Origin of the sequence: Zophobihabitans entericus (assembly GCF_011745665.1) — a bacterium.
GTDB lineage: Bacteria > Pseudomonadota > Gammaproteobacteria > Enterobacterales > Orbaceae > Zophobihabitans > Zophobihabitans entericus.
In genome coordinates this window covers 1,384,646-1,397,748 of the sequence record NZ_CP050253.1, presented here as the reverse complement: position 1 = coordinate 1,397,748, position 13,103 = coordinate 1,384,646, and the positions used below count along the sequence as shown (strand labels likewise).

At 35.9% G+C, this 13,103-nt stretch carries 14 protein-coding genes; 4 read left to right on the top strand and 10 right to left on the bottom strand.

Translation table 11 applies throughout. The features are described from left to right. Positions 1 to 15: 15 nt before the first annotated feature. The 3 genes from IPMB12_RS06270 to IPMB12_RS06260 form a co-directional block, all read right to left on the bottom strand. Complete coding sequence (locus tag IPMB12_RS06270; protein ID WP_166916026.1) at positions 16 to 855, bottom strand: PTS mannose/fructose/sorbose/N-acetylgalactosamine transporter subunit IIC; 840 nt, start codon at positions 853 to 855, stop codon at positions 16 to 18. 73 nt (positions 856 to 928) lie between these two features. Further along, positions 929 to 1,420, bottom strand: coding sequence for a PTS system mannose/fructose/N-acetylgalactosamine-transporter subunit IIB (locus IPMB12_RS06265; protein WP_166916025.1), 492 nt, complete (start codon positions 1,418 to 1,420; stop codon positions 929 to 931). Between the two features lie 23 nt (positions 1,421 to 1,443). Beyond that, complete coding sequence (locus IPMB12_RS06260; protein WP_166916023.1) at positions 1,444 to 1,860, bottom strand: PTS sugar transporter subunit IIA; 417 nt, start codon at positions 1,858 to 1,860, stop codon at positions 1,444 to 1,446. Positions 1,861 to 2,110: 250 nt separating this feature from the next. Here IPMB12_RS06260 and deoC point away from each other — a divergent pair, with 250 nt between their 5' ends. Beyond that, the gene (gene deoC / locus IPMB12_RS06255; RefSeq protein ID WP_166916021.1) at positions 2,111 to 2,821 is read left to right on the top strand and encodes a deoxyribose-phosphate aldolase; all 711 of its coding nucleotides are present in this window, start codon (positions 2,111 to 2,113) and stop codon (positions 2,819 to 2,821) included. Between the two features lie 106 nt (positions 2,822 to 2,927). Further along, positions 2,928 to 3,242, top strand: a complete 315-nt coding sequence (locus tag IPMB12_RS06250; RefSeq protein ID WP_166916019.1) for an MGMT family protein — start codon at positions 2,928 to 2,930, stop codon at positions 3,240 to 3,242. Here IPMB12_RS06250 and IPMB12_RS06245 read toward each other — a convergent pair. Continuing rightward, entirely contained in the window at positions 3,239 to 3,982 is a 744-nt protein-coding gene (locus IPMB12_RS06245; RefSeq protein WP_166916017.1) for a GntR family transcriptional regulator, read from the bottom strand. The genes IPMB12_RS06250 and IPMB12_RS06245 overlap by 4 nt on opposite strands. Before the next feature lie 3 nt (positions 3,983 to 3,985). Then, positions 3,986 to 4,852 (bottom strand): YicC/YloC family endoribonuclease, encoded by an 867-nt coding sequence (locus tag IPMB12_RS06240; RefSeq protein WP_166916014.1) that lies wholly within the window; start codon positions 4,850 to 4,852, stop codon positions 3,986 to 3,988. A 220-nt stretch (positions 4,853 to 5,072) separates the two neighbouring features. Here IPMB12_RS06240 and rph point away from each other — a divergent pair, with 220 nt between their 5' ends. Together rph and pyrE are read left to right on the top strand one after the other, a co-directional pair. Next, positions 5,073 to 5,789 carry a ribonuclease PH gene (gene rph / locus IPMB12_RS06235; protein WP_166916013.1) on the top strand — a complete coding sequence of 239 codons (717 nt, stop codon included), beginning with the start codon at positions 5,073 to 5,075 and terminating at the stop codon, positions 5,787 to 5,789. Between the two features lie 79 nt (positions 5,790 to 5,868). Next, positions 5,869 to 6,519, top strand: coding sequence for an orotate phosphoribosyltransferase (gene pyrE / locus IPMB12_RS06230; RefSeq protein WP_166916011.1), 651 nt, complete (start codon positions 5,869 to 5,871; stop codon positions 6,517 to 6,519). A 78-nt stretch (positions 6,520 to 6,597) separates the two neighbouring features. Here the strand turns inward: pyrE and IPMB12_RS06225 are convergent, their stop codons facing one another. From IPMB12_RS06225 to IPMB12_RS06205, 5 genes are read right to left on the bottom strand one after another with little or no spacing between them, the layout of a single operon-like run. Next, a complete protein-coding gene (locus tag IPMB12_RS06225; protein ID WP_208293437.1) occupies positions 6,598 to 8,004 on the bottom strand; it encodes a tetratricopeptide repeat protein in 1,407 nt (468 codons plus the stop codon). Between the two features lie 37 nt (positions 8,005 to 8,041). Next, entirely contained in the window at positions 8,042 to 8,908 is an 867-nt protein-coding gene (locus IPMB12_RS06220; RefSeq protein WP_166916007.1) for a type II secretion system F family protein, read from the bottom strand. Between the two features lie 10 nt (positions 8,909 to 8,918). Beyond that, positions 8,919 to 9,854, bottom strand: coding sequence for a type II secretion system F family protein (locus tag IPMB12_RS06215; RefSeq protein WP_166916005.1), 936 nt, complete (start codon positions 9,852 to 9,854; stop codon positions 8,919 to 8,921). Beyond that, positions 9,851 to 11,158 (bottom strand): CpaF family protein, encoded by a 1,308-nt coding sequence (locus IPMB12_RS06210; protein WP_166916003.1) that lies wholly within the window; start codon positions 11,156 to 11,158, stop codon positions 9,851 to 9,853. The genes IPMB12_RS06215 and IPMB12_RS06210 overlap by 4 nt, the downstream gene beginning before the upstream one ends. A gap of 17 nt (positions 11,159 to 11,175) precedes the next feature. Further along, on the bottom strand, positions 11,176 to 13,083 hold the full coding sequence (locus tag IPMB12_RS06205; protein ID WP_166916001.1) for a TadE/TadG family type IV pilus assembly protein: 1,908 nt from the start codon (positions 13,081 to 13,083) through the stop codon (positions 11,176 to 11,178). Between the last annotated feature and the right edge of the window lie 20 nt (positions 13,084 to 13,103).

The window sequence follows — 13,103 nt, the reverse complement described above, 5'->3', positions numbered from 1 at the left end:
CTTTCTCCTTGAACCTTAAAATAGATCTTCGTCTTCAAATACGTCTTGAGATTTAGCTTCTGCAACACTTGCTGAAGATGAGGCTGCCGCTGTCTCTTTTTTACTGGCCATAAAGTACAAATAAGCGACCAGTGCCGCAATAAACACCAGTGCAATCATACTAAGTCCGGCAAAGGCTAACAGCACAAAACCAGCAAAGAAGAAGATCAAATGCATTTTCTCTTTGATGACAATACTCATCAGCATTGCAATCCCAAGAGCCGGCAATACGCCACCAAGAACAGAGATAATATCTGTCACTACCTGAGGAACATTATTCAATAACCACTCAACCAGTCCGGCACCAAAATAAATCGCTAAAAAAATAGGAACTGCACGCAGAATAAACGTAGTAATTTGTGGATAGAGAACATGATTCAACATAATGCCGCGTGTATCATTATGGTCAGCAGCTTGCTGGGCGCGGTTATTCCAGAATGAATACACTGCCATACGTGTATTATAGAAAATCAGCCCAAATGTTTGACCAATCAGCACAGATAATGTCACCGCAACTGCCGGTTCTCTGGTTGTTGCCAGCGCCAGCCCGATACCACCATATGCGGCATAAGTAATTTCACTATTTGTAGCCCCACCGGTTGATAAATTAGCGATAAATACTGCCTGTACAGCAAGCCCGCATAATACACCTGCCTGTACATCGCCAAAAGCCAGACCTACCAGTAAACCCGCTACCAGTGGTCGTCCAACAATATAGAACCCACCCGACATACCAAATAACCAAGGGGATTCTATTGCACCTAAATAACAAAATAGTCCCGTTAACATTGCTGATATCAATAATGCTGCATCCATATTTATTTCCCTCGCATATCAGTCGATTAATTTCATTCGCTCAGTTTTATTCACTCAATTTTATTTCGAGTAACTATAGTGAATCGTATTTTTTCTTAAGCACATCCCATGGTCTTGAGTCATCATCAGGAAGTAATTGAAACTCAATATTCACACCTTTCTTTTCAATATAATCAAAGGCGTTATAGTCCTTCTCATCAATCGCCACCGTTCTTCCCAAAACCTTTGCCCCTGCTCTGGTATTCATACAACCAATATTTAAGGTTTTACCAAAGTTCACACCGAGTTCGAGTAACTTCGCAAAGGTTTGAGGAGAGTCACTAATTAAGAAAAAATTCTTATCTGAAGCTACACCTTGAGGGATTTTTTCAATCGCTTGTTCAACAGTATAAATACCAATCTTAAGGTTACCAGCCGCGGCTTTTAAGACTTTCTTACGCAGCTCATCATGTGCAATGTTATCGCCCACAACTAAAATTCCTTGTACTGGTCGGGCTTTTGTCCAACGAGTAGTAATCTGACCGTGAATCACACGATCATCAACTCTTGCTAAAGTAATAGTCATGTTACTTTCCCTCTCATTAAAGATTAAAAATCTAATTCATCTTCTGGCTGCTCTGCGTCAATACTTTTAATTGACTGCATAGCAGCATTCAGTGTTAGTTCAACCAGCTCATCCTGGTCTGAAATATCGCTAACAGCCAGACCAGCTTCAATCAGCATGGGCAAATTAAGGCCACATATCACCCGGACTTTATCAGGATGCTGTAATAAATATTTATAGGATTCGTTATAAGGTGTACCGCCTTCCAGGTCACACAAAATCAGAACTGGCTCATGTAAAATAATTTGATCAAGTTGTTCAGTAAGTCTTTGCGTATAGTCGCTAATCCCTTTATCGGTCAACTTAACCGGAGTAATGTGATGGCTTTTACCAGCAACCATCTCATAACTACTTAAAATACCCTCACATAAATCACCATGAGAAGTGACTATAATTTGCATTGCGCCTCCTTACTCTTCTGCCAAACTCTAGTAAATCACGACTATATTTTGGCTTCAGCTTCTCTCAATAAGATATAACATTTTAGTTATTTAATTAAATATATACTTACATATTAAAATAACCCACACAATATAAAAAAACCTTTAAAATCATATTTTGTGAATAAAATCACAAAATAAAAAGGATTCAAATTGACAGGTTTATATTTTAAATTACAATAATATGTAATTACATATAAGGAGGTTAAATATGAAGAAATATACGCTAGATGATTTAAGCCGTTTTATAGATCACACAAATTTAAAAGCAGATGCGGCGTCCGCTGATATACAAAAACTTTGTTCTGAAGCTAAAAAGTACCATTTCAAAATGGTAGCCATTAATCAGGTGCAATCAGCGCTCTGTGCTCAGGAATTAAAAGGAACCGATATTAATATCGGTGCTGCCATTGCTTTCCCTCTGGGCCAGACAACTATTGAAGCGAAAGTATTTGAAACCAAGAATGCCATTGAAATTGGCGCTACCGAAATTGACTACGTGATTAATATCACTGAACTTAAAAATCAAAATTACGACTACATTCGTAATGAAATGCAGCAAATTGTCGATATTTGTCGCGGAAAAAACGTTATTTCAAAAGTTATTTTTGAGAACTGTTATTTAACTAAGGCTGAAATCGTTAAATTATGTGAAATTGCCAAACAGGTAAAACCTGACTTTATTAAGACTTCAACAGGTTTTGGACCAAGTGGTGCAACATTTGAAGACGTTAAACTTATGAAAGATACGGTTGGTGACACTGTTAAAGTAAAAGCCGCTGGTGGTATTCGTGACGTAGAAACATTCTTGAAAATGGTCTCATTAGGTGCTGAACGTATCGGAACCAGTGCTGGAATAAGAATCATTGATGAATTAACTCTGCAATGTAAAAAAGAAAACCGCTCTTTTATTGAGATCTAATGATAAATACCTCTGTAAAGCCCTCTGATGAGGGCTTTTTTATTACAATAAATTCCGTTATGCTGTGCGCATACAATTATAATGAATATTCTGCGAGGTAAGATAAATGGAAGCTGAATTTGATAACTTTTCTTCCCGTGTTTATGCTGTCATTGCACAAATTCCTAAAGGAAAAGTAGCCACTTATGGCCAGATTGCTCGCCTTGCTGGCGCTCCTACCTACATTCGTCAGGTTTGCTTTGCTTTACGTAAAATGTCCAAAGATACAAAACTACCTTATTATCGCATTATCAATAGTCAGGGAAAGATTTCGGTTAAAAATGAAAGTTATCTTAATCAGAAACAAAAATTGCTCGGTGAAGGTATAGCCTTTGGTAAAAACGATAAAGTGGATCTAAAGAAATTTGGCTGGGAACTTTAAATTAATAATGCTTGTGCAGCATTATTATTTAGTTCAAAGATAAATGAGTTCATATCACCACGATATTTAGAAATCGAGTATTCAACAGGTATACGCTCACGGGTGTAACCGGTTGAATGGAAGTAGAAAATTGGATCCCCTTCTTCTATATCAAGTAAATCACTCGTCGTCTCATCTGCTTTTAGTACCTCAAGTTTACGGCGAATAGAGGTAATGGCAAAATTTAACTTTTCTAAAACAGTATATAATTTCTCCTGCGAGAAATCATGGCTCATAAAATCAGGTAACAGAGCAAAAGGTAAATAAGTCGTGACTAAAACAATGGGATTGTTTTGCGCATAACGCAAACGAACCAGTTTATAAACTTTATCGCCCTCTTTTAAATTCAGGCTTTGTGCCACGTCTTCAGTTGCAGTATCTTCTTTAAGCATTAGAACCTGAGTTTTAGGCAATAAACCTTTACGGTTCATCTCTGAATCATAACTTTCAATAATGTGAGTAAAATCCTGATCAATCTTCTTCTGACGTACGATAGTTCCACGACGTTTTTTACGTTCCAGATACCCTTCGTTCACCAATCCCTGAATAGCCTGACGTACAGTTGGGCGGCTAACCTGATATATCTCCGTCAGTTCAGTCTCTTTGGGAATAAGACTAAACTCAGGGTATTCACCTGACTGTATCTTTTTCAGCAAATCCTGTTGAATATGCTGATGCATCGGGATTTTACTTTTTGTCATAGCCTACTCAATATTTTGAATCTGCTCACGCATCTGCTCAATCAGGACTTTTAATTCAATTGCTGAATTTGTCACGTCTGCATTGATAGATTTTGACGCAATAGTATTAGATTCACGGTTAAACTCTTGCATCATAAAATCTAAACGACGACCAACAGCTTCGTTTTTCTTTAAAATAACGTAAGTCTCTTTAACGTGCGTTGACAGACGATCCAGCTCTTCTGCAACATCCAGACGCTGCGCCATAAGAATCAGCTCTTGCTCGACTCTTCCATTATCCAGCTCAAGATTGGCATCTGCCAATTTGGTAATTAATTTGTCTTTTTGCCATTGAATAATTTCTGGCATCCAGCCCCGGATTCTGTCAATTTCTACCTGTACAGCTTCCAGACGCTGTATAATTAATGTTGCTAGCGATTTACCTTCTGTTTCACGGACAGTAATAAATTCATCAATAGCAGTATCAAGTAAACTTAAGATCTCCTGAGAGATGGCATCTAAATCCTGCTCTTTAGCTGACATAACCCCAGGCCAACGTAACACTTCAATAGGATTGACATCACCAGCATAGTGTTCAGTTTTAATCCAGTCAGCGGCAGACAGAATTTGCTGAGCTAAGCGTTTATTTAACAGTAATTCATGATTTTGATTTGCCGCATCAAGCTCAAAGCGTAAATTACATTCAATTTTACCGCGAGTCAGTCGATTACGCAGTCTTTCACGAATAATCGGTTCAAGTGAACGAAGCTGCTCAGGTAAGCGTATATACGTTTCCAGATAACGTTGATTAACGGATCGGATTTCCCAGGCGGCACTCCCCCATGATTGACTAAGCTCCTTCCTTGCATAAGCGGTCATACTGCGAATCATAGATTAACCTCATAAATTTCCTTAAATGTTACTGTGCATTGTATCATAAATTCTGTATAATGCGCTCTTAGCTTAGGCTAAACATTGTGAATTTAAAATATCTTTATATTTTTACATACATAGCAACACAAGTAACAATGTCCCCTAATAGAATGCTCAAGATATTTTTTGTAATCTGTATTAACACAAATGTAATACAAATAATTTTGGAGAAATTGCAATGCGCCCTGCAGGTCGAGCCGCACCCGAAGTACGCCCTATCAAACTTACTCGTCATTATACAAAACATGCAGAAGGCTCAGTTCTGGTTGAATTTGGTGAAACTAAAGTTATTTGTACTGCTACAATTGAAGAGGGTGTACCTCGCTTTTTAAAAGGTCAGAATCAAGGCTGGATAACAGCTGAATATGGAATGCTCCCGCGCTCAACTCACACACGTAATCAGCGTGAAGCAGCTAAAGGTAAACAAGGTGGCAGAACACTGGAAATTCAGCGTTTAATCGCCCGTTCACTGCGTGCTGCTGTTGATTTACAGACTCTAGGTGAATATACCATTACCCTTGATTGTGATGTTTTACAAGCTGACGGTGGTACACGTACCGCTTCTATTACTGGTGCCTGTGTTGCTCTGGCTGATGCGTTAAATAAAATGGTAGCTGATAAGACTCTAAAAACGAATCCTCTTAAAGGTTTAGTTGCTGCTATTTCTGTGGGTATCGTTAATGATGAAGCCGTTTGCGATTTAGAATATATTGAAGATTCTAATGCAGAAACAGATATGAATGTCGTGATGACAGAAGATGGCCGTATTATTGAAATTCAGGGTACCGCTGAAGGTGAACCTTTCACTCATGAAGAGTTACTTGAACTGCTTGAACTTGCCAGAAATGGTATCAAAACAATTATTGAGAAACAAAAAGTAGCATTAAAAGATTAATATAATAAAGCGACTCAGTCGCTTTATTTTTGCCACAGAATAAAACGTATATTATTGAAGAGAATATTTGGAGAAAAACATGAAGCCATACCAACGCCAGTTCATTCAGTTCGCTCTTGACCGGCAAGTTCTTAAATTTGGTGAGTTTACCTTAAAGTCAGGTCGTAAAAGTCCTTACTTCTTTAATGCTGGTCTCTTCAATACCGGTAAAGATTTGGCACTACTTGGTCGTTTCTATGCAGAAGCACTTATTGATGCTAATTTACAATACGATGTGATCTTTGGGCCTGCTTATAAAGGCATCCCAATTGTGACGACAACTGTTGTAGCACTTTCTGAGCACCATAACTTAGAAGTCCCTTACTGTTTTAACCGTAAAGAAGCAAAGGATCATGGTGAAGGCGGTAATCTGGTCGGCACTCCTATTACTAACTGTCGCGTAATGCTTGTAGATGACGTAATAACAGCAGGTACAGCAATTCGAGAATCAATGAATATCCTACAGGCTAATAACTCAAAATTAGCCGGTGTGCTTATTTCTCTTGACCGTCAGGAGAAAGGTCAGGGAGAACTATCAGCGATTCAGGAAATTAAGCAAAACTACCATTGTGACGTTATTTCTATTATCACTTTAAATGACTTAATTACTTATTTAATGGAACAGGATAATCAATCAGAAGAGTTAAAACGTGTTCAGGCATATCGTGCCCAGTATGGTATCAATATTTAATAGTATCAAATAAAAACAAGACAAATAAAAAACCGCTAATTAAAGCGGTTTTTTTACTCTTACACACTACCTAATAGACTATTTATTATAAAAATCAAATACAAAACAGTGTTTATATTTACTTTGTGGTGGTAAATAAGATTCTTTCACTTTAACTACACCTTTAGTTGTTAAATGAATAACAATTCCATTTTGCGCAGTTTGTTCTACACGAACCGAAACCATATCACGGTTATTAGTTTTAATACGACTCACTAGTCTATCGATCATTTTGCTATCAATATCAATATTGTTCATGGTAATCGTATACTGTTGATCGCTTACTTTAGTCAACAAATAGCCATCACGATTTGCACTCTCAATAACCAGACGAGTATAGTCTTTATGTTCACCAACGCGGGTATCAATGACTTTATTTTTACCCTCAACAACAGCCGCTGTTGTCGCAACCGGTTTAACTGTTGAAGTAGTAGTTGTAGCTGTCGTTTCTGCTTTTGTTTCACCTGATTGAGGTAATAATGTCATACTTTGTAATATGTTATTTACTTCTGTATCTGATGCTTTTGTTTTATCATTGGCTGTTACAGGAGTTGCAGCAACTGTTGCACCTTTAGTCATAGCCGTTGTTGCGACCGGAGTTGACTGTACAGCTGGTTCAGCTCCTTTAATTTTAGAACCTTCAGCTAAATCATTACTATGCTCAATCTTAACATCTATCACATTTGGAGCTAAGAAAGTATGGTTAACCATTTCTTTTGGTTCAACATATTTTAACTCATTGATTAAGATATCCGGGAAATCTGATAATTTATGTTCAAGGCAAAAGCTCTTAGCAAAATTGTAATCACCTAATTTTACGATAGTGAAAAATAGATTATTAATAACAATTGGCTCTCTGTTACCTTTACTATATAACTGAGTTAAATAAGCATAAGATTTACGGTAATTCTTCTGTAAGATAGAAATCATTGCTAAGTTATTGATAACTTTTGTTTCATCATAGAATAATACTCTGGCCTGATTAAACGAAAGCTCTGCTTTATCTAGCTGTTGTAATCTAACCTGTATAATCCCCAGCACGTTATAAGCTTCACCATTATTTGGATCAATAGCTAAAGATTTTTCCACATAGCCTTGTGCTTTAATAAGGTCTGATTGATTACCGTCAGCAGTTTTCATCACGTTTTTACCATAAAGCAAAAATACCTGTGATGACTGAGTTTTTTCTATAATAGGCTTCAAATAAAACATTGAAGACTCATAGTTATTAGTTAAATAATAGAGATTAGCAAGTTTAATTCGAGTCTCTTCTGTATCATTCTGTTGCAAACGATTACGATAGATTTCTATCAATCCACCATAATTACGTGTTGCTTCCAAAATATAGACTTTTTGCTCTTCTTCTTTTTTGGCCATTAAAGAACTATTCTGACATGCGGTCAAAAACACAACAGAACATAAAATTATCGGTGTTAATTTTTTCATATTATTTTCACTATCATCTAGTAGGTTTAATTCTTAATTAAGCAAACATTCTGGTCAGTTTTACAACTACTGGTCCTAATACAATGACTAAAATTGGAAACAAAATAAATAACATCATAGGTAGCGTCATTTTTGCTGAAGCTGCTGAGATCTTTTCTTCAGTTTCAAGGATTTGTAATTCTCTAATTTCACTGGCTAACTCCAATAGAATTTGATAAATGGAGTTACCATAATTCACACTTTGCTGTAACGTTGAACAAAGCATTTTTATTTCACGACTTGGAACTTCTTCATAGATAAGAGATAAAGCACTATTAATTCCACTTACATCCATCTTTAAACAAGCTCGCTCTAGTACTGAGGCCATATCAGGATTAATAGGTGCGAATTTATCTTTAACAAAACGTAAAGCATTTTCAACAGTCATTCCTGACTGAATCATAACGGCTAACATATCAATCAACATTGGAACATCATTAGAAAGCCTTCTTATTCTCTTATTAAGAATCGATGCACTGATTTTCCCTGGAATAATAATGACAAAAATAATTGTCACCAGCAAAATAATAAGTATGACTGATTGATCCAAACTGACAAATTTAAACAGCTCGTTTACCACCATAAAGATAAAGAAAATAGTAATAACTGCATAAATTTTCCATAAATGGTTATTTTCAAATCGTTTAAGAAAATAAGAAAATTGATTATTTTTCGCAATAACCTTTTCAAAAGCAGTATCCGCTTTCTTTTCCTTAGATTGTGCTTTTCCTATATTTTTAGGATTTGGATTTAATAATTCAACAATTTGCTCTTTTTTCTTTGTCGACTGATATTCGTCAATGATACCTTTAACCGCAAAAAAGATAAGAGATATACAAATAATCCAAAAAATTAAATCTTGCATTATGTCCTCACTATATAATCTTACTTAACATATTGCGGATAATCATCTGTCCTATCAGAACACTCCCAACAACATAATACAAAATATAGTTACCTGTTTGATCATCAAATAAGAAGTTGAAATTGTCTGGAGCAATAAACTTCAACATAAATATAAAAGCAAAAGGCATTATAGAAAGAATTTTTACTGTCATTCGAATTTCAGCAGTTTTACTGTCTCTGGTTCTCTCAAGAGCTTTATTACTAGAGATCATTTTTGATAAACGGTACATAATCTCTTTAACTTCACCACCGCCTTGTAAATTCACAATTAGTACAAGAATAAAGAAATAATACTCTCTAAATGGTAAGCGACGATAAGAATCAAATAAAATACGATCTGAATCTTCACCAATCTCTAATCGACGAGACATTTCATTAAAAACAGATCCCACCACGCCATCAATTTTAACTCCACACTCATGAATACCTTGAGTCAGTGAATTGCCTGATGAAACAACACCAACCAATAAACTTAATGCTTCTGGAAAATTGAGTTCGAATTCTCTTTTTAACTGTATTCTCGCCTGAATAAATAGCAAAATGATAACGACCAAAAAGGAAGCTATTACTGCAACATACATAGGTTGATGAACATATTGCTTATTGATAAATATACAAACACAGACACCAATTAAACAAAAAGCAATATTCTTTAACCGTACAGAACTTGAAACTCCACCGAATAGTGTTAAATAAATATCTGCAAAAAAGATTAAAATACGCTCAAAAATACCTACTGAACGCTCTATCTTGCGCTTACTACTTAACTGAGCAATAAATGAAGTATCTTTTTGCTGTACTGTCTTTTTGAATATATTCAACTTATCCTGTCTATTACGCTGAATAAGTAAATTCAAAAGACCGATAAAAATTAATAATATTGGAAAAATTACGATAATTGTCATTCGAGTAATTGCTCATTAAATAATTGGGTTAATGAATCAGTCATCTCATGATAACTGGCATTTTCATATACTTTCGAACGTTTCAATAATCCATTACAGATAAATTTTCCCTGAAGTTTTCCTTCAAAATCCCGACCTTCATCAACTTCAAATCTAAAAATATCTTGTGCCACAATTTGGTCAGATTCAATACCTACAATTTCTGTGATATTCATAATTTTTCTTGAACCATCAGGAAGTCTTGCAGCCTGAATAATGATATTTACCGCAGAAGTGATATAACGTCTAATCGCTGATAATGGAATCTCTGATTGAGCCATCATCACCATACTCTCTAAACGAGCTAGCGCATCTTTTGGTGTATTAGCATGCAATGTTGACATTGAACCATCATGTCCAGTATTCATCGCTTGTAACATTTCAAACGCTTCTTCACCACGACACTCACCAACTATAATGCGATCAGGACGCATACGTAATGAGTTAACCAATAAATCTCTCATGGTGACGCGCCCACGACCTTCTTCACCGCCGATGCGTGTTTCCATACGTACCACGTGAGGCTGCTGTAATCTTAGCTCTGCCGCATCCTCAAGTGTTACAATACGCTCTTTATTATCAATAAATTGGGATAAAGCATTTAATAGCGTTGTTTTACCTGAACCTGTTCCGCCTGAAACAATAATATTCATACGGCATTTTGCAGCAATAACTAAGAAGTTAGCCATAGCTTCATTCATACTTTTAAATCTAACTAACTCACCTAAACTTTTCTTACCTTTACCAAATTTACGAATAGATAAAGAAGCACCATCAAGTGCAACAGGTGGAATAACCACATTAAGACGACTACCATCAGGCATACGGGCATCTACAAGCGGATGGGTATCATCAATATTTTTACCAACCCGATTAACCAATCGTCTGGCGACTTCAGTTAACTGCTTATTATTGATAAAAAACTTGTTCGTCTTTTCTAATTTACCAAATCGTTCAACGAAAATACTTTCTGGACCATTAACTAAAATATCACTAACCGATTCGTCTTCCATCAACTCTCGGAGTGGCCCATATCCATTAATTTCATCACATAACATGTCACATAAACGCGATGATTCCTCAGTTGAAAGATAAATCCCTCGTGAGTTAACAGCACTTCTAATAATATTGTAGATTTCACGGTATAACTCGTTACGATTAGCTCGCAGATCATCGAGTTTATCTAAATCCAGTTCCTCAAATGCAATGTCACGAATCAAAGACCATTCATTAGGGACCAAAGTTTTATTCGTTTCTTCAAACATTCAAACTACCTTATATTTTATTTTTTTATTGTTAGATAACCAGTTTCTGACTGCACAATAATCGTATCGATCAAATCTATCAGATCAGAAATATCATTGGCATCATGCACATATTGTGGATCATTATCAGAACATCCTTTTAACCACATATCATGATCATCAGTTCTCGCCGCATTTAAAGACACATAATGAATCTCACTTGGTCTATCTAAACTACTTAAATTATGTTGAGTTTTAGTTACATCATCTAATTTATCACGAATAACCTGGCAAACGCCTTTGTTAAGGAAGACTTCAGTAATACTCGAATTAGTGGATAGTGATGCAGGTAAATTTCTGGTTTCGTTATTATCCCCATCAGAAATAACGATAATAATTTTCTGTAGCCCTGTTCCCTGTGCAGCCATCGGTGCAGCACGTAACAGACCACTCATCTCATCTGTCCCACCACCAGGTAACATCTTATTGAAATTAGTGATTAGCTCATTTTTACCAGTGACATCTTTAGTCAGCGGAATTAGATAGGTTTGGCTTTGAGAGTTTTTAATTAACTGAGATGCTCTCTGATACAGAGGATCACTACTTGTCTCATTTTCATCTGTATCTCTCAATAAATTATCAGGTCCAGCCTGGGCTGACTGACACATACCTGTGAATGGACGCTGTGATAAAACGTTGGGGGATGTTGGTTGATAAAATTCGATAATATTCTCTGATTTAAAGATATTCTTAAGTGTATTATCAAAATCGATTGAACCACCATTAGCAATAGAGAATTCACCCTTTCGAGCAGAAGATGCATTCCAATACATCAGATTCATTAAATCAAGGACATAGTTATACTGACTAGTAACTTTACTCACATTAGCTGTAGTGAAAATACTCTCATCTGCATTGACCTCACATGTATAACGATATTTCGCATTAACTATTGTAGTATTAGCACCATTATCTTTACAAATTCCGGCAGCAACTAATTGGGCTCCAGTTGTTAATCCCATTGAAGGTCCTACAACTTTTGAATAATATAAATAACGATACCCATCCATATTATAGAAGGTACGATTGTAATATTTACTCTCATATCTTATTGAAGATGAAAATTCAAAATCTAAGTATTTATTAGCCCAAAAAGAAAAATCAATTTTATTGTATGGCTGTAATAAAGTATAAGGAACTGAACAACCGACTTGCTCTCCTCCAACTTCATTTTTCGTTTTTAAATTAGTAATATTAACAGCTTGCTCAGGTCTGAATGGAACTCCTGTATCAAATGGTACAACAGAGAATTGAATACCTTCTGTTGTTTTATATTTACTCAAAATACTATTAACGACTGTCTTTAAGAGATCTGCCCGGGTATTTGTTCCACTAGTTGACGACCATAAATTACATGAAGATATTGATGTGTCACAAGTAGTTGAAGAAGAAAAATCCAAAACAAATGTCACATCAGAAGAAGTAGTAGAATCAATTTTAGTCGCAATACCTGAACTGAGTCTATCGTTACCCACTGTCATGTATTTATCATATCCAGTCAATGCGGGCGTAGAAAGCAGCATCTGTGCATCATAAACGGTAGTAACATAATATGTACTATTATTAGCCTTATATTCCACATTAAGGCTTTTAAGCTCACCACGATTACCTGTATAATAATTAACATAATTTTCAGCAAGTGTTCGGTTATACTCCTGCTCACTAGTTGATTCATTTTTATTATGGGCGATAGCAACAGCTAATGCAGCTTCATCTGCAGCTGCTGATAACCTTACCCTGGTATTCAATACATGTGTCCCATCAATTGCAACCGCACCAAATCCAATCATAAATGGTAACGAGATAGCAAAAAAGATAGCAAAAGCACCACTCTCAGATTTTATAAAAGAAGGTAAATGAGAAAGAATTTTGGTTGTTTTTTTCATATTAATTCCTCACTCAATAA